General features: G+C 61.7%; 15 protein-coding genes. 11 read left to right on the plus strand and 4 right to left on the minus strand.

All coding sequences use genetic code 11. The features are described from left to right. Positions 1-171 precede the first annotated feature (171 nt). Entirely contained in the window at positions 172-1,059 is an 888-nt protein-coding gene (locus ACX2DJ_RS05565) for a TorF family putative porin (RefSeq protein WP_462571447.1), read from the plus strand. A 97-nt stretch (positions 1,060-1,156) separates the two neighbouring features. On the opposite strand, the gene ACX2DJ_RS05570 is transcribed toward ACX2DJ_RS05565, so the two are convergent. After that, the gene (locus ACX2DJ_RS05570) at positions 1,157-1,915 is read right to left on the minus strand and encodes an SIMPL domain-containing protein (RefSeq protein WP_462571448.1); all 759 of its coding nucleotides are present in this window, start codon (positions 1,913-1,915) and stop codon (positions 1,157-1,159) included. 81 nt (positions 1,916-1,996) lie between these two features. On the opposite strand from ACX2DJ_RS05570, the gene ACX2DJ_RS05575 reads away from it, so the two are divergent. Continuing rightward, positions 1,997-2,434 carry a VOC family protein gene (locus ACX2DJ_RS05575; protein ID WP_462571449.1) on the plus strand — a complete coding sequence of 146 codons (438 nt, stop codon included), beginning with the start codon at positions 1,997-1,999 and terminating at the stop codon, positions 2,432-2,434. A gap of 56 nt (positions 2,435-2,490) precedes the next feature. Here the strand turns inward: ACX2DJ_RS05575 and nhaA are convergent, their stop codons facing one another. Continuing rightward, positions 2,491-3,714, minus strand: a complete 1,224-nt coding sequence (gene nhaA, locus ACX2DJ_RS05580; protein ID WP_462571450.1) for a Na+/H+ antiporter NhaA — start codon at positions 3,712-3,714, stop codon at positions 2,491-2,493. 86 nt (positions 3,715-3,800) lie between these two features. On the opposite strand from nhaA, the gene ACX2DJ_RS05585 reads away from it, so the two are divergent. The 5 genes from ACX2DJ_RS05585 (at position 3,801) to ACX2DJ_RS05605 (ending at position 9,920) form a co-directional block, all read left to right on the plus strand. Then, positions 3,801-5,240, plus strand: coding sequence for a glycosyl transferase family protein (locus tag ACX2DJ_RS05585; protein WP_462571451.1), 1,440 nt, complete (start codon positions 3,801-3,803; stop codon positions 5,238-5,240). After that, positions 5,237-6,373, plus strand: coding sequence for a hypothetical protein (locus ACX2DJ_RS05590; RefSeq protein WP_462571452.1), 1,137 nt, complete (start codon positions 5,237-5,239; stop codon positions 6,371-6,373). Before ACX2DJ_RS05585 ends, ACX2DJ_RS05590 begins: the two co-directional genes overlap by 4 nt. Positions 6,374-6,430: 57 nt before the next feature. After that, complete coding sequence (locus ACX2DJ_RS05595) at positions 6,431-7,342, plus strand: sulfite exporter TauE/SafE family protein (RefSeq protein WP_462571453.1); 912 nt, start codon at positions 6,431-6,433, stop codon at positions 7,340-7,342. Beyond that, positions 7,339-8,091 carry a TIGR02186 family protein gene (locus tag ACX2DJ_RS05600; RefSeq protein ID WP_462571454.1) on the plus strand — a complete coding sequence of 251 codons (753 nt, stop codon included), beginning with the start codon at positions 7,339-7,341 and terminating at the stop codon, positions 8,089-8,091. The genes ACX2DJ_RS05595 and ACX2DJ_RS05600 overlap by 4 nt, the downstream gene beginning before the upstream one ends. Positions 8,092-8,180: 89 nt before the next feature. Continuing rightward, the gene (locus ACX2DJ_RS05605) at positions 8,181-9,920 is read left to right on the plus strand and encodes an ATP-binding protein (protein WP_462571455.1); all 1,740 of its coding nucleotides are present in this window, start codon (positions 8,181-8,183) and stop codon (positions 9,918-9,920) included. Between the two features lie 130 nt (positions 9,921-10,050). Here ACX2DJ_RS05605 and ACX2DJ_RS05610 read toward each other — a convergent pair whose 3' ends face one another. Together ACX2DJ_RS05610 and ACX2DJ_RS05615 are read right to left on the minus strand one after the other, a co-directional pair. After that, positions 10,051-10,782, minus strand: coding sequence for a 7-carboxy-7-deazaguanine synthase QueE (locus tag ACX2DJ_RS05610; protein WP_462571456.1), 732 nt, complete (start codon positions 10,780-10,782; stop codon positions 10,051-10,053). Positions 10,783-10,900: 118 nt separating this feature from the next. Continuing rightward, entirely contained in the window at positions 10,901-13,672 is a 2,772-nt protein-coding gene (locus ACX2DJ_RS05615; protein WP_462571457.1) for a valine--tRNA ligase, read from the minus strand. Positions 13,673-13,900: 228 nt separating this feature from the next. Between ACX2DJ_RS05615 and ACX2DJ_RS05620 the strand changes: the two genes are divergently transcribed. Genes ACX2DJ_RS05620 through ACX2DJ_RS05635 form a run of 4 tightly spaced genes read left to right on the plus strand, consistent with a single transcriptional unit; the run spans position 13,901 to position 17,469 of the window. Next, positions 13,901-15,013, plus strand: coding sequence for an MlaE family ABC transporter permease (locus ACX2DJ_RS05620; RefSeq protein WP_462571458.1), 1,113 nt, complete (start codon positions 13,901-13,903; stop codon positions 15,011-15,013). A 2-nt stretch (positions 15,014-15,015) separates the two neighbouring features. Continuing rightward, positions 15,016-15,843, plus strand: coding sequence for an ABC transporter ATP-binding protein (locus ACX2DJ_RS05625; protein ID WP_462571459.1), 828 nt, complete (start codon positions 15,016-15,018; stop codon positions 15,841-15,843). Positions 15,844-15,886: 43 nt separating this feature from the next. Continuing rightward, on the plus strand, positions 15,887-16,834 hold the full coding sequence (locus tag ACX2DJ_RS05630; protein ID WP_462571461.1) for an MlaD family protein: 948 nt from the start codon (positions 15,887-15,889) through the stop codon (positions 16,832-16,834). A gap of 8 nt (positions 16,835-16,842) precedes the next feature. Next, positions 16,843-17,469 carry an ABC-type transport auxiliary lipoprotein family protein gene (locus tag ACX2DJ_RS05635; RefSeq protein WP_462571462.1) on the plus strand — a complete coding sequence of 209 codons (627 nt, stop codon included), beginning with the start codon at positions 16,843-16,845 and terminating at the stop codon, positions 17,467-17,469. Positions 17,470-17,475 lie beyond the last annotated feature (6 nt).

The following is a 17,475-nucleotide window of genomic DNA, read 5'->3' on the forward strand; positions in this document are numbered from 1 at the left end:
TGCATAAAATCCACACTTGCCCAGCTTCGGGGGAACTTGCGCAATTTGTCTTGTGCAATGCAGCAAAAACATGCACGATTATTGCGTTTCCGGATGAGATTGCCCGTTTGAAGAGGCAGCCGGCGGATACGCAGGTGGGACGAAGCAAAAACACAACACAAGGAAGTTGTCATGCTCACGTCCATTCGCGGCCTTACTGCTGCAAGCTTTGCTACCGGTCTTGCTCTTTCAGCAGCGCCGGCTCTGGCCGAAACCATCGATATCGAATCTTATGATCCGGTCGCGGCCAATTCCAATATTTCCTTCGAAATCGTTGACTCCGAGTCCGCTATCGATCTTGATCGCGCCTTGGCCGAGATCGATGTTGAAGCAGCCAGCAAGATCGGCGCGGAAAGCGACATCACACTGTCGGCTAACGTCGCCCTGGTGACCGATTACCGCTTCCGCGGTGTCTCGCTTTCTGGCGGTGATCCGGCGATCCAGGGTGGTTTCGATATTTCGCATTCGAGCGGGTTTTATGTTGGCACCTGGGGGTCGTCGATCGACGGCGGCAGCGCATTTGGCCAGCTGGAGCTCGATCTCTACGCCGGTTGGGGTGGTAACCTGGCCGAAGGCGTCTCTTTCGATATCGGCCTGCTTTACTACATGTACCCGACCGATGGTGATGCCCTGGTCGACGATTTTAACGTCAACTACTGGGAGCCTTATGCTTCGCTTGGTTTCTCGATCGGTCCGGCATCTGCCACGGTTGGCGTCGCCTATGCGTGGGACCAGTCATCGCTTGGCGATGAGGACAATCTGTATGTCTATACCGACCTTGAGGCAGGCCTGCCCGGCACTCCGCTGACGCTGGCCGCGCATCTCGGTTACACCGATGGCGTGCTGGCGCCCCCGCTGCTGGCTGGCGCGCTTGATGATACCGGGTTTGACTGGTCAATTGGCGCTTCGGCGGAAGTAGGCGCCTTCTCGATCGGCGTATCGTATATCGGTGTCGAAGGGCCAAGCATTGACGGCTTTACCGATGACACGGTGGTGGCAACGCTTTCGGCGAGCTTCTAATCGGTCAATTCCAGCGCGGCTTGGCTGTCGCGGCTGATTGCCAGAGAAGGGCGCAGGCGATTTACGCTTGTGCCCTTTCTCTTTCCTGGGGGCGCAATCAATCGAGCGCGAAGTTCACAGTGGTGACCACGCGCACCTTTTTATACGGTGTGTCGCTGACGCCCCAGCCGCCGCTGTCGCCGTCGCGCGCCTCAATTGAGAAATAACCCTGCGTGGCGTTCTTGATCTCGCCCACGCCCGCGCCGCTATCCTGCGCGAATTGTTCAGCAGATGCGCGCGCATCGCGGGTTGCCTCGGCCACCATCTCGGGCTTGATGTCGTTGAGCCTGGTAAAGCTGTAAGCCATGCTTGACCCTTCCTCCAGGAACACGCCCCGGTTGACCAGATCGAACTGCTGCGCCACCGCCTTTTGCGCGCGCTCGATATCATCGCTGCGCAGCGCCATGCGCTGGCGTACGGTAAACTGAGTGATGCCCTCATTAGTGTAGCTCGAGACATTGGCCCCGGTTGGCTGCAGGGCGTCTTGCGGGAAGCCTAGCTCGCTGAAGAAGTCCCTGATCGCTTGCGTATCGCTGCGCATCTTGGCCTGTGCCTGGGTGAGACTGGGGGAGGTTGCGGAATAGGATATCGTCCAGGTGGCAAGGTTTGCCACAACGTCGCGTTCGGCCAGCCCGCGCACGGTAACCGATCGGTCGGCTTCCTTGGCCCGGAGCAGCCCGTCACCCAGCAGATAGCCGCCGACGATGAGCCCCAGCGAGCCGATCAGCGCGGTGCCGAACCAGCGCAGTGTGACGGGATCGCCCAAGAATGCGCCAGCTTTTGTGTCGCTTGCGGGTTGCACGGCAGGCTCGTTCATCGCATCTTCCTTCCAAATCGATTGGCACGACAAGCCGTGCATTATCATCGATGAACTGATTTTGAATGAAAGGTGGCGAGCATGGTCAAATATCTTCACAGCATGATCCGGGTGACCGATCCCGATGCCACGGTGGCGTTTTTCAACCTGATCGGGCTGGAAGAGGTGCGCCGCTTTGATGTGGAGGCGGGGCGGTTCACGCTGATCTTCCTAGCCGCGCCGGGGCAGGAGGGTGTGGCCGAAGTCGAGCTGACCTATAACTGGCCGAACGAGGATGGCAGCAAAGCTGAACAATATGGCGGTGGCCGCAATTTCGGCCACCTCGCGTACCGTGTCGATAATATCTATGAAACCTGCCAGCGACTGATGGATGCAGGGCACACGATCCATCGCCCCCCGCGTGACGGGCACATGGCCTTCGTCAAATCACCCGACGGAATATCGGTCGAGCTGTTGCAGGAAGGCCACCTGCCGCCGCAGGAACCCTGGGCGAGCATGGAAAACACCGGAAGCTGGTAGTTGCAGGGGCGCCGCGCCTTGGATGCGTCCCTACGCGCCTTGGTGATCCCAGGGGGTCATCCCCGGGCTGGCTGGTTGCCCTGATCCGAGCAATCCTCTTCGGGATGGGTGGTGGTCATCCGCAGCACGATATAGCCGAGCACCGCCGAAATGGCGGATCCGCACAGGATGCCCAGCTTGGCCTCGTCGATCAGCAACTGGTTGCCGGGGAAGGCGAGGCCGCCGATGAAAAGCGACATAGTGAAGCCGATACCGCACAAGATCGAGATGCCATAAATTTCCGCCCAACTCGCCCGGTCGGGCTTCTGCGCGAAGCCGGATTTGACCGCCAGCCACACCGCCCCAAAGATACCCAGCTGCTTGCCCACGACAAGCCCGGCAGCAATGGCATAGGGCAGCGGATCAAACAGCGCCTCAACGCCCAGCCCCTGCAGTGCGACACCCGCATTGGCAAAGCCGAATACCGGCACGATCAGATAGGCGCTCCACGGGGCGAGGTTGTGCTCCAGCTTCTCAAGCATCGAATTGCCGTCTTTGCGCATCATCGGGATCGTAAGCGCTGCAACCACCCCGGCGATAGTGGCGTGGACACCGGTATTAAGCACGCAATACCACAGCACCAAAGCCAACAGGAGATAGGGCCACAGGACGCTCACGCGCGCTTTGCCAAGGCCAACCATCACGCCCACCACCACTACAGACGCGACCAGCCACATCACCTTGATTGTGGGTGTGTAGAACAGGGCGATGACGAGCACCGCCCCTATGTCATCCACGATCGCTACGGTCAGCAGGAACAGCCGCAGCGATGCCGGCACACGGTTGCCCAGCAGGCCCAGCACGCCCATCGCAAAGGCAATGTCTGTTGCAGCGGGGATTGCCCAGCCGCTGGTGTATTGTCCGCCGCCCGATACCAGCATGTAGACCAGAGCCGGGACAAACATCCCCGCTCCTGCGGCAACCACGGGCAGGCGGCGTTTCATCGGATCGGCCAATTGTCCGGCGATGACCTCGCGCTTGACTTCCAGCCCGACGACAAAGAAGAAAATCGCCATCAATCCATCATTGATCCACAGGTGTAGATCATCGAGCTTGGCAATCGGGGTCCAGCGAAGATCCCCGTAGAACAGCTCTCGATACTCTTCCGAAAATGGCGAATTGGCCGCCAGCATGGCTGCCGCAGCGACCAGAATTAGCAGCACGCCAGCCGATGCATCGCTGACGAACAGCGCGCGCACCGGGGCAAAAAAAGAACGAAGCGGGTTGTAGCTGGAATTCATGACAGGGTGGGCTCTCACGGATTTTCTTCGCCGTTGCAAGGGGAGAATGTTCGAGTTAGTCTGCTAACTCAAGCGAGGGGGTCGCCTTGCCATTACTGGAACTGTCTACGTGGCAACTGCTGGTATTGTTCCAGCATGAGCTGCTGTTATTTGCTGGAATATTCTTTCTTATCGGCGCGCTTGACGATGTTGCCGTGGATTTGTGCTGGCTGTGGCTGCGGTTGACGGGCCGCGCGCGCAGCGGCAAAATTGACAGTGCGCCGCTCGCAACTGCCGAGCTTGAGGGATTGGCGGCGGTCTTCATTCCGGCGTGGCAGGAAGCCAGCGTCATTGGTGACACGATCGCGCATGCATTGAACGCCTGGCCCCAGGCGGAACTGCGGCTTTATGTCGGATGCTACCGTAACGATCCGGCTACAATCGAGGCAGTGACGATGGCGGCTTCAGGCGATCCGCGGCTGCGGTTGGTTATTCATGACCGCGCCGGTCCAACCACCAAGGCCGATTGCCTGAACCGGCTTTATCGTGCGCTGCTGGAGGATGAAGTGCGCACTGGCCTGCGAGCGCGCATGGTGGTGTTTCACGATGCCGAGGATATGGTTGATCCAGCCGCGCTCAAGCTGCTCGACATGGCGGTTTCGCAGGCGGATTTCGTGCAATTGCCGGTGTTGGCGCTGCCGCAGGCAGGCAGCCGCTGGATCGGCAGCCATTATTGCGAGGAATTTGCCGAGGCGCATGGCAAGGCGCTGGTGGTGCGCGATGCGCTGGGCGCGGCTCTGCCGGCAGCGGGAGTAGGCTGTGCAGTTGCGCGAGACGCGCTGAAGCGGCTTGCGCGGGAGCGCGGCGGGGAAGGGCCGTTCGAGGCCGAATCTCTGACCGAAGATTACGAGCTGGGCCTGCGGATTGCAGAACTGGGCGGGCGCTGCCGCTTTATTCGTATGCGGCATCTCGATGGCGGGCTGATTGCCACGCGCGCCTATTTCCCCGCTCGGCTTGACCTGGTGGTTCGCCAGAAGACGCGCTGGATTCATGGCATCGCTTTTCAGGGGTGGGACCGGATGGGCTGGCATTCGGGCGCGGGCAAAGCGGGCCTTGCCGAACACTGGATGCGGATGCGCGATCGGCGCGGGCCGCTTACCGCGCTGGTGCTATTTGCCGGTTATCTGCTTTTGGCGCTTTCGGCGCTCGGCTGGGTGGTTGCGGCACTGGGCCATGGCGAAGCGGTTGCGCTATCGCCAGTGCTCAAACTGTTGCTGGCAGCCAATTTCGCTGCGTTCTTGTGGCGGGTGATCTTTCGCTTCGGTTTCTCCGCACGCGAATTCGGGGTTAAAGAAGGGCTGCGCGCCGTGCTGCGTATCCCGATCACCAATATCATCGCGATCATGGCCGGCCGCAGGGCCCTGGTGGCTTATGTCCGCTCGCTGGTGGGGCATGGCGTGGTATGGGACAAGACCCCGCATTTCGATCATCCCAGCCGCGCAGGAGACCCGGCGATGGCACGGGCACGGGCGCGCGGCCTGGCATGAGCATGCGTAGGAAGAATGCGGCGCGCACGCGGCGCGGACAGCCTCTGATCATGCTCGCGGTGGTTCTGTCGGTCTGGACTGGTGCCCGCATTGCCATGTGGGAAACACCATGGTCGACCATTGGAGGGTTGAGCGAGCTTGCCGCGCCGAAGCTGGCAGCCCGTGAAATTCCGCCGCCGCCCACCATCATTGCAGCGGAATTTCCGCAGCAAGCCGATGCAGGTTTAGTCGGGCAAGATGCATCGCCCAGGGCCGGTGACACGATACGCGGCCCGCGGGCAACGCCGCCGCTGCAATGGAGCCAACTTGCCGCACCGCCGCCCCAGGGCAGCGACAGGGTTGAAGCGGGCCACCAATCGCCGTGGTTGGCGGCGATGGCTCGTCTGCACTTGCCGAGCGAGTTCGAACCGCAACTGGAGCAGGTCGCCCGCCCCGGAGAGACCGCAACATTGGCGCGGAATCGCGACTATCCCCACACTGGCCGCTGGTCGCTCGATAGCTGGGCGCTGTGGCGTGAAGGATCGGGCAGTGCGCTGGTCTCGCAAGGCCGTGTGCCAACCTATGGCGCGAGCCAGGCAGGGGCGGTCTTGCGCTATAGCCTGGTTCCGGGAAGCAGCCGCGATCCGCAAGCATATGCCAGGGCCTATCGCGCATTGATCAGCGGCGGCGAGAGCGAGATTGCGACGGGGCTTTCTGCACGGCCGCTTGCACCAGTGCCGCTGCGTGTTCACGCAGAATTGCGGGTAACCGAATTCTCCCAAAGCACCGAACTGCGCCCGGCAGCCTTTGTCACCACCGAACTGCCGGTGATCCGCTTGCCCGCAGGCCTGCGGGCCGAGGCCTATCTTCAGGCCGGCTATGTGGCTGGAGAAGCAGCCACCCCCTTCGTCGACGGGCAAGCGCATGTGTTGCGTGGTGTTTACCGTTTTGACCTTGGTCAGCTGAGCCTTGGCGCGGCGGCCTGGGGCGGGGCACAGGAAGGCGCTGGGCGGCTCGATCTTGGCCCCAGCGTGCGGCTGGACATGACTATTGGCGAGGCCCTGGCGCGTATCTCGCTCGATTACCGCGGACGCATAGCCGGTGATGCAGAGCCGCCTTCGGGTATGGCGCTGACGGTTTCGACACGCTTTTAAGCCGATACCGGCCTTCAGCGGCTTTAATCCGTAACCCTGCTGGGCTACGCGGGTTTCATGGATGTTTACCTGCCCATTGCGAATCTTTCCGTGAACGGTCTGCTGATCGTCGCGCTGGGCGGGTTGACCGGCGTCCTGTCCGGCCTGTTCGGGGTGGGTGGGGGCTTTCTCACCACGCCACTGCTGATATTCTACGGGATCCCTCCAACGGTGGCCGCCGCTTCGGCTGCCACGCAGGTCACAGGCGCCAGCGTTTCCGGCGTGCTGGCACATAGCAGGCGCGGCGGTGTCGATTATCGCATGGGGGCGGTGACAGTTGGCGGCGGTATTTTCGGCGCGTTGATCGGTGCCTTGCTGTTCCGCTTTTTCCAGGCGATCGGACAGATCGATGTGATCATCAACGTGCTATACGTGATCTTGCTGGGTTCGATCGGCTCGCTTATGCTGCAAGAGGCGCTTGCGGTGCTCCGCCCAAGCGAGGGCAAGGCCCCGCAAGTACGCAAGCGCCGTCACCACCCACTGGTGGCAGCGCTGCCGATGCGCTGGCGGTTCTATCGTTCGGGGCTTTATATTTCGCCCCTCGCGCCGGCCATACTGGGCTTTCTGATTGGCATATTGACCATGTTGATGGGGGTGGGCGGCGGGTTCCTGCTGGTGCCCGCCATGCTCTATATCCTGGGAATGAGCGGCAATGTGGTGGTCGGCACTTCGCTGTTCCAGATCCTGTTCGTGACCATGGCGACCACCATGGTGCACGCGCTTACAACGCAGGCGGTCGACATTGTGCTCGCCGGATTGCTGCTATTGGGGTCGGTCCTCGGTGCGCAGTTCGGCACGCAGATTGCGCTCAAGGCGCGGCCCGAAATCCTGCGACTGGTGCTGGCCGTGATTGTGTTGGCGGTAGCACTGCGAATGTTGTTCGGGCTTGGTGTGCAGCCTGACGAGATTTACACTGTGGCGCCGCTATGAGGGCGCTGTTGTTGATCTTTGCTGCGCTGATGCTGATGGGACAGCGCGACGCGATCCTGGTGCCAGCGGTATCGCAGAGCGAGGTGCAGGTGCGCCAGGGTTTCACCGGTACAGAACTGCTGCTCTATGGCGCCATCCTTGATCCGCGCGGCGGACGTGCAGGTTCGGATTACGATATCGTGGTGGTGCTCAAGGGTCCGAGCGAGCCGATCCGGATCCGCGAAAAGGATCGCATCCTTGGCATGTGGATGAACGCGGAGAGTTCGGACTTCCGCTCTGCACCCGCGTTCTTCGCAGTCGCCGCTTCGCGCCCTGTCGACCAGATCGTTGATGAGCGCACGGCCGCGATCTACGAGCTTGGCACCCAGTTCATCCAGCTTTCGCCAACCGGGCAGATAGAGCCTGACAAGCAGGCTCGCTTTGCCGCCGGCTTGGTTGATTTGCGCCAGCGCAAGGGCCTGTATAAGGAAGATATGGGCGGCGTCACGATCAGTGAACAAGTCCTCTATCAGGCCCGGATCGGCTTGCCATCGAATGTCACGACTGGCCAATATACCGCTGAAACCTTTGCCATTCGCGATGGCCTGGTGATTGCCTCTGCGATTGCGGAAGTCGAGGTGCGCAAGGTCGGCTTCGAGCGCTTTGTCGAGCTTTTCTCGCAAGCCTATGCGCTGTGGTACGGGATGGCGGCAGTATTCCTTTCGGTCTCGATGGGCTGGATCGCGGGACGATTGTTTGCGTTCATATAACCTTGGCCGCAGTGCCATCGTTGACACGATTTTAACCTCGTCACGCTAGTCCACGCCCATTGTGAATCCACGCGATTTGGGGCCATTGCATGACCGATATGGGCAATCAGAATTTCGACCAGTTCAATCCGGCAGGCGGGCAGCAACCGCATGCCGCGCCGCCGCCCGCATCGCCGCCCGCATCGTCGCCTGCTGGGTCCGCCCAGAATGCTCCAGCAGAACCCAGCGACAACGCCCGCATGCCGATTGGCGTAGTGCTTGAAATTGCCGGTTCGGGCTCGCAGATCGCGCTCGATATCGAGCGGCTCAACGAATGCATGGATGACGAGGATCCGTCTATCGCGCTGGCCGGCCAGGTTGGTAGCCAGATCAAGATTCGCGTGGGTGACAGCTGGCTGCTCGCCAGCGTGCGCAACCAGCGCAAGGATCGCCGCGCCAATGGCGGGATTCTGGCCAATATCGATTTCCTGGGCGAGGGGGTTGAAGAAAGGCTGACCGGGCGCTTGCGCGGGTTCCGCCGCGGTGTGACGCGCTATCCGGTTCCCGGAGCGATGATTTACCCGGCCACCACTTCCGACCTCAAGCAGGTCTATGCCAGCGATGGCCGCGCCAATATCGAAATCGGCACGGTATTCCCCACCCGTGATATCCGCGCGGGGCTTTATATCGACGCCATGCTGGGCAAGCACTTCGCGCTGCTCGGATCGACCGGCACCGGTAAATCGACCAGTGCCGCGCTGATCCTGCACCGGATATGCCAGGCTGCCCCCGATGGTCACATCGTGATGATCGACCCGCACGGCGAATATTCGGCCGCGTTCCGCCAAACCGGGATGATCCTCGACGTTTCCAACCTGCAGATGCCCTATTGGCTGATGAACTTTGAGGAACACTGCGAAGTGTTGCTGACCAGCGGCGGCAACGAACGCCAGGTTGACGCCGATATTCTGGCCAAGTGTCTGCTGCATGCGCGGCAAAAGAACCGGCTTGCCGAACGTCTCGGCAAGATTACCGTCGATTCGCCTATCCCCTACCTGCTGTCGGATCTTTCGACCAAGCTGCAAGACGAAATGGGCAAGCTCGACAAGGCTACTTCTTCCGCGCCCTTCATGCGGATCAAGAGCAAGCTTGACGAGATCAAGGCTGACCCGCGCTACCAGTTCATGTTCTCCGGTATGCTGGTGGGTGACACCATGTCCGAATTCATCGGCAAGGTGTTCCGTATGCCGGGCAACGGCAAGCCGATTTCGATCATCGACGTGTCTGGCGTACCGTCTGACATCACCTCTACGGTGGTGGCTGTGCTCAGCCGCCTGGTGTTCGACTTCGCCATCTGGGGCCGCGATGATCGCACCCGCCCGATCCTGCTGGTGTGCGAAGAGGCGCACCGTTATGTGCCAAACGAGAAGAATGCCGATGGCTCTTCGGTCGGCCGCATTCTTTCGCGGATCGCCAAGGAGGGCCGTAAATACGGCATCTCGCTGGGACTGATTACACAGCGTCCGTCCGACCTTGCCGAAGGCGTGCTGTCGCAGTGCGGCACGATCATCTCGATGCGCCTCAACAATGATCGCGACCAGGCTTTCGTGCGCGCAGCCATGCCTGAAGGTGCGCGCGGCTTCCTCGACTCGATCCCGGCGCTGCGCAACCGCGAATGCATCGTCTGCGGCGAAGGTGTGGCTATCCCGATCCGCGTGGCCTTTGACAATCTCGAGGAAAACAAGCGGCCTGCCTCTGAAGACCCGAGCTTTGTCGATCTGTGGAACGAAAGCGGCGGCGAAGAAGAGACTGTCCAGCGCGTTGTTCAGCGCTGGCGTTCGCAGGGGTGATTTTCATTCCAGGCACCGTCATTGCGAGAAGGCTCGCAGAGCCGACGCGGCAATCCATCGTCGAACGCTGAGAGTGGTGCAAAGGCAGATGCTGGATTGCTTCGCCTTCGGCTCGCAATGACGATTTGGCTCACGTTCCGCGCGTATCCCCGTACAAATGGATATGCAGCCGGTCGCTCATGCGGAAGCCGTGCTCAAGGCATAGCTGGCTGAGCCATGCTTCGCGCGCGCGCAGTGTGGCGCTGTCGGTGCCTTCCGCCATCAGGAAGACATGGCCCGGGCGGAAGCGATAGCGGCGCTGCAATTCCAGCACCTCTGCCACATCCTCAGGCGCGGCGATCACAAACTTGAAAAAGGCTCTTGGATCGGCGGCGTAAGCGTCGAGCCGTTCGGGGATCAGCGCCAGCGCCGCGTCGTTGCCTGAATGCGAAAGCTTGGGGCTGACGTTGTATTGATCGACACGGATATCGAGCCGTACGGGCGCGGCAATCGTGCCATTGGTTTCGATTTCGACCGCAATATCGGGCAGATTTTCCAGCATTTGCGCCAGCGCCCCCGCCTGAAGCAAAGGTTCGCCGCCCGTGATGACAAGGCGCGACTGCCCCAGCGCGGCAATCCGCGCCGCGACATCGGTCACCTCCAGCGCCAACTGATTGGCCTTGCGCGCGTAGGTTTCGCCGCCGCGATGCGGGCGGTTATCGCCTTCGAAATGCCAGGTATAGGCCGTGTCGCACCAGGTACAGGCAAGGTTGCAGCGCGACAGGCGCACAAAGGCGACCGGCATGCCCGCGCTCGGCCCTTCGCCTTGCAGGCTGGCGAAAATCTCCGGTTCGCCGGGAGACTGGGTGGCGAGCGTCAGCATGAAATCCTCCCCGTAGCGGGGAGGGGGACCGCCCGAAGGGGGGTGGAGGGGCACATTGTGGGCGCGCGCCCCTCCACCATGCTGCGCATGGTCCCCCTCCCCAATTTGGGGAGGATCATCATCCCAGCCTTGCCAGCGCCGCGCGCAGCCGCTCGGCCTCGGCAGCATGGTGCGCGTGATCGGCGCGGGCCTTCTCGACCGCCTCAGACTTGGCCTTTTCGACGAATGCGGGGTTGCTTAGCCTGCCTTCGAGCGATTTGGCTTCCTTTTCGGACGCTTCGAGCGCCTTGGTCAGCCGTGCCTTTTCGGCATCGATATCGATAACGCCGCGCAAAGGCATCACGTAGAGTACGCCATCAACAGCAATCTGCGCCGAGCCGGAAATTCCCTCGACATCGACCGCTTCAGTGACCCTAGTCTGTCGGACCCTTGCAAGCTTTGCTAAGGTTTCTGCATGCTTCATCAGCGAGGATTCAGCCTGCTGGTCTTGGTCTGGTTGATAGATCGAGACATAGGCACCTGGTGGCACATTCAATTCGGCACGAGCGCCCCTGATGGTGCTGACCATCTTGATCAGCCATTCGATCTCCGCCTTCGCTTCTGCATCGACGCTGGCCTCCGGCTGCGGCCACTTCGCGAGGATCAACTCGTAAGGCCGCTGCCCCTGCGCGTGCCACAATTCCTCGGTGATGAAGGGCATGAAGGGGTGCAGCATCACCAGGATCTGGTCGAGCACCCATCCGGCCACAGCCCGGGTTTCGTCCCGATCGTCATTCCGGCGCAGGCCGGAATCCATTTCGCCCTCAGCGCTGTCCTCTCCATGGACCCCGGCCTTCGCCGGGGTGACGAGCGGCTTGATCAGTTCCAGATACCAGTCGCAGAAGGTGTCCCACGCGAAGTGGTAGATCGCGTTCGCGGCCGCATCGAAGCGCAGATCGGCCATCGCCTTGTCGATAGCGCCAAGCGTTTCGACTACCTCGCCCACGATCCACTTGTTCACCGCCAATGTCGCGGGCGGCGCGGCGATGCTGGTCGAGGCACCGATGCCGTTGGCCTGGCAGAAACGCGCCGCGTTCCAGAGCTTGGTGGCGAAATTGCGATACCCCTCGACCCGCTTTTCATCCATCTTGATGTCGCGGCCCTGGCTTTCCATCGCTGCCATGAAGAAGCGCAGCGCATCGGCGCCATAATTGTCGATCAGGCCCAAGGGATCGACCACGTTACCCTTCGATTTGGACATTTTCTGCCCGTCCGGCGCGCGCACCAGCCCGTGCAGATAGAGCCGCGGCCACGGGTTCTGCCCGGTCATCGCCTGCCCCATCATCATCATCCGCGCATCCCAGAAGAACAGGATGTCGAAGCCGGAGATGAGCAGGGAGTTGGGGTAGTGGCGGGACAATAAATCCTCCCCATTCTGGGGAGGATTGGGCCAGCCGAGCGTAGCGAAGGGCCACAGCGCCGATGAGAACCAGGTGTCGAGGACGTCGTCATCGCGGGTGAGGGTGACGCCTGCGCCTGCCTGCGCCTGTGCTTCTTCCTCACTCTCGGCGACGAAAACCGCCCCATCCGGCCCATACCACGCTGGGATCCGGTGCCCCCACCACAGCTGGCGCGAAACGCACCATGGCTGGATGTTCTCCATCCAGTTGAAGAAGGTCTTCTCCCAGCTTTTGGGTACGATCTCGATTTCGCCCGACTTCACGGCTTCGATCGGCTTTTTCGCCAGTTTCTCGGCGTTGACATACCACTGATCGGTCAGCCACGGCTCGATCACCACCCCGCCGCGATCGCCGAATGGCGTGGCAATCGTGCGCGGTTCGGCATCGTGTTCCACACCATCCTTGTCGACATAGGAGATCAGGAAGCCTTCGGCCTTGAGCCGCTCGACCACGGCCTTGCGCGCGTCAAAACGGTCGAGCGACAGCAATTCGCCGGGGATCAGCCCATCAGATGTCTGGCACACGCGCGCCTCGGCATCGAGCATGTTGAGCATGTCCGCGGGCGCAATTCCCGCGCGCTTGCCCACCTCGAAATCGTTGAAATCATGCCCCGGGGTGATCTTGACGCAGCCCGAACCCAGCTCGGGATCGGCGTGCTCGTCGGCCACCACGGGGATGCGGCGCCCGGTGATCGGCAGGACGACATGCTTGCCCACGACCGATTTGTAGCGCGCATCCTCGGGATGCACCGCCACCGCCATATCCGCCAGCATGGTTTCGGGCCGCGTGGTGGCAACCACGAGGTGATCCGCGCCGTCTGCCGTGGTCACGCCGCCCGCCAACGGGTACTTGAAGTGCCAGAAGTGCCCCTGCACATCATGCGTTTCCACCTCGAGGTCCGAAATCGCGGTTTTCAGTTTGGGGTCCCAGTTGACCAGCCGCTTGTCGCGATAGATCAGGCCACGATTGTAGAGATCGACGAACACCTTGGTCACCGCGCGGGTGAAATGTGGGTCCATGGTGAACTGTTCGCGGCTCCAGTCCATCGAACAGCCCAGGCGGCGCAGCTGGCGGGTGATGGTGCCGCCAGATTCCTCTTTCCACTCCCACACCTTGGCGATGAATTCCTCGCGCGTGTAATTGGTGCGCTTGTCCTGGCGTTCTTCCAGCTGGCGTTCGACCACCATCTGCGTCGCGATGCCCGCGTGATCGGTGCCCACCACCCACAGCGCATCCTTGCCTCGCAGCCGCTCGTAACGGATCACCACGTCTTGCAGCGTATTGTCGAGCGCGTGGCCGATATGCAGGCTGCCCGTTACGTTCGGCGGCGGGTTGACGATGGTGAAGGGCTGCGCATCCGGACGCGCGGGCCGGAACAGGCCGCTATCCTCCCAATGGGAATACCATTTCGCCTCAATCGCGGTGGGGTCGAAAGTCTTGGGCAGTTGCATAATCGTTCTTTGCTCGCTGACGCTCGTCGGCGGTGCCGGCCCACTCCCCCTCCCAGCCACCCGATAGCTTCTATGCATCATATCGGGTGGCTGGGAGGGGGAGTGGGCTGGAGCCGTTCAAATTTCAATATGCCCTTGCCAATGTTGCGCCTGCGAAGCAACGGCTGATACGCGGCATCGCAACTGCACGCTTGTTATGGCCCGATTTTCCTAGCATAGCTTGGCACCATGAGCGGCGGAGCCGAATTTTCCATCGAGCAGGATGAAGGCGGCAAGGCGAGGCTGGTCCTCTCCGGGCCCTATCTCGTCTCGACAATCGGCGCGATTGACCAGGATCTGCACGCAATCGAAGGTGAGTTCGGCACTATTGACCTGTCGGCGGTGTCGGAGATCGATACAGTCGGTGCCTGGGTGGCGTGCCGGTTGGCGGCACGGCACAGGGCGAAAATCACCGGCGAGAGCGGGCGTGCCAAGCGCCTGCTGGCCGCAGTCGAAACCGCGCGCAGCGAGGCTGACCTCACTCCGCCACGCGTGCCACTGTGGGAATTGATCCCGGAATTGACCGGAGATCTTGTGAGCAAGGGCGGCCAAGGCGTGGTCAATGTGATCGGCTTTCTCGGCCAGGTTCTGATCGCCTGCGGCAGCCTGCTGATCCATCCGCGGCGATTCCGCGTCAAGGCGCTGGTGCGCCAGATGGAACTGGTGGGCGTTTCCTCGCTCCCGATCATCGGGTTGATGAGCTTTCTGATCGGCATCGTGATTGCGCAGCAAGGCTCTGTGCAGCTCCAGCAATTCGGCGCCGAGGCGCTCACCGTGAACCTTGTCGGGCGGATTACACTGCGCGAGCTTGGTGTGCTGATGACGGCGATCATGGTCGCGGGCCGGTCAGGCTCGGCCTTCGCCGCGCAAATCGGAACGATGAAGCTTACCGAAGAGGTCGATGCGATGCGGACGATCGGCATTTCCCCGGTCGAGGCGCTGGTGATCCCGCGCATCCTTGCCGCGATCATCATGATGCCGCTGCTGGGTTTCTACAGTTCCGTGGTGGCAATCATCGGCGGTGCGGTGGTGGGCGAACTGATGCTGGGGATACCATTCTGGACCTTCCTTATCAGGATCGAGGAAGTGGTGCCGACCTATGATTTGTGGGTCGGGCTGATCAAGGCGCTGCCCTTCGGGCTGATCATTGCGCTGGCGGGCTGCTATCACGGCATGCAGGTGCGCGGAAATTCGGAAGAGGTCGGCCTCAGGACGACCATGGCGGTAGTCTCGGCAATCTTCACGGTGATCGTGCTCGACGCCTTCTTCGCGGTGTTCTTCACCGAGATCGGGTGGGGATGAACATGCCGGGACAGAACGCGCCGGACGCACACAAGCGCTTTCGCGGCGAACACCCGATCGTGGTCGAAGGGCTGAAGACAGCCTTTGGCGAGCATGTGGTGCATGACAACCTCTCGCTCACGGTCAATCGGGGCGAGATCCTGGGCGTGGTGGGCGGATCAGGCTCCGGCAAATCGGTGCTGATGCGCGCGATTATCGGGCTGCAGGCCGCCGCAGAGGGCGAGATTGAGGTGTTTGGCCGTTCGATCATCAATGCCGAGCCTGACGCCTATCTTGGCGTGCGCAGCCGCTGGGGCGTGCTGTTCCAGGGCGGGGCGCTGTTCTCCACCCTGACCGTGGGGGAGAATGTCGAAGTTCCCTTGAAGCAGTTTTATCCCGATATCGAGGATGAGCTGCGCCACGATATCGCGCGCTACAAGGTCATGCTTTCCGGCCTGCCCGAAGATGCAGTGAGCAAGTTTCCGGCGGAACTTTCGGGCGGAATGAAGAAGCGCGCCGGGCTGGCGCGCGCGCTGGCGCTTGATCCTGAACTGTTGTTTCTTGACGAGCCGACTGCGGGGCTTGACCCGATCGGTGCTGCCAAATTTGATCGGTTGACCAAGGAATTGCAGGAAACGCTGGGCCTCACCGTGTTCCTGATCACGCATGATCTCGATACGCTTTACGAGATCTGCGACCGGGTGGCGGTGATCGCTGACAAGCGGATCATCGCGGTTGGCACGATCCCCGAACTGATCGAAAGCAAGCATCCCTGGATTGACGAATATTTCAACGGGCCACGTGGGCGGGCCGCGCGTGCCAGCAAGCAGCGCGCCGATGGCGCAGCTTAAGCCGATGGACATTTGCGAGACGGGAAGGCCATAAGGGAAGCGTATGGAAACACGGGCCAATCATATCTGGGTCGGCGCAGTCACGCTGCTGCTGCTGGCGGCGCTGGCTGCCTTCATCGTGTGGATCGCGCGGCTGGGCGAGGGGGCGAGCAACGAGTACGATATCCTGTTCCAGCAATCGGTCTCCGGCCTTGCCAAGGGTTCGCAAGTATCCTTCGCCGGTGTGCCGGTAGGGCAGGTGAGCGAAATCGCCTTGTGGCGCAGGGATCCGCAGTACGTTCGCGTGCGGATCAAGGTGAAGGATGATGTACCGGTGCTGGTGGGCATAACCGCCACCATCCAGGCCAGCTTCACCGGGGTTTCCACCGTCATGCTTGATGGCGCGCGCAAGAACGCACCGCCCATCACCTGCGAGACCACCGCTTGCCCGGAAGGTGTTCCGCTGATTCCGCCCGCGCGCGGCGGTTTCAACGAAATTCTAGCCAATGCGCCCCTGCTGCTCGAACGGCTGGCGACCTTGACCGAGCGCCTGAACCAGGTCCTTTCCGACGAGAATCAGGCCGAGATTGCCGCGATTTTGCGCAATACCAATGCGATGACCAAGAGCTTTGCCGACACTGCGCCGCAAGTGAATGCGACGCTGGGCGAGCTGCAGGTCACGCTGACCGAGGCCGCCGAAGCGCTCGATTCCTTCGAGAAGGTGATGGATTCGACCGACCGGGTGATCAATAGTGAGGGGCAATCGCTCGCCAAGGAACTGCGCGGCACGCTCGAATCGCTCAATGTCGCCTCTGCCTCGCTGGCAAGAACGCTGGATGCGGCAGAGCCGGCCGCGCAGCAATTGTCGCAAACCACGATTCCGGCCGCAGAGGCTGCCATGCGCGATCTTGAGGCGACCAGCCGGGCGCTGCGCAAGGTTACCGAAAAGCTCGAAAGCCAGGGCGTAGGGTCTCTGCTGAAGGGCGAGACGCTACCGGATTACAAGCCATGAGGAATGCCATGACAAAAGCGCGTGCGATGCCTGTCTGCGCCAACCGATCCGCTGTGTGGCTGCGTGCAGGGCTTGCGGCATCGCTGCTCGCCCTGGGCGGCTGTGTCAGCCTGGGCGGGGCGGAACCGCCCGCCACTCTGCTTACGCTGACGCCTGAGCTGTCGGCGCCTGCGGGGAGTTCGCTGGATGTGGCGCGCGGTGATACGATCGCGCTTCATGAGCCAACCGTTCCTGCCGAGATCGATGTGCTGCGCGTGCCGGTGCAGATCAGCGATTCGAGTCTCGCCTATCTCACGAATGCGGTGTGGGTCGAGCGTCCCGCGCAGTTGTTCCGCAGCCTTCTGGCCGAAACGATCCGGGTGCGCAGCGAAAAGGTGGTGCTGCCCGGCGGCGACCCGGCGGCGCGGGGAGGCGTGCAGCTGCGCGGCCATCTCGACACTTTCGGCTATGATTCATCGCGCTCGGCTGTGGTGGTGCGCTTTGATGCGACCCTGCTGGGTGCCGACGGCAGCGTTCGCCAGCAGCGTTTCGAAGCGGTGGAGGAAGGTATCCTTGCCGAAGCCGGGCCGGTTGGCGCTGCGCTCAACCGCGCCGCCAACGACGTTGCCCGCCAGGTGGCCGACTGGGTCAGCTGAACCGGG

The organism is Altererythrobacter chaiwopuensis, assembly GCF_054957755.1.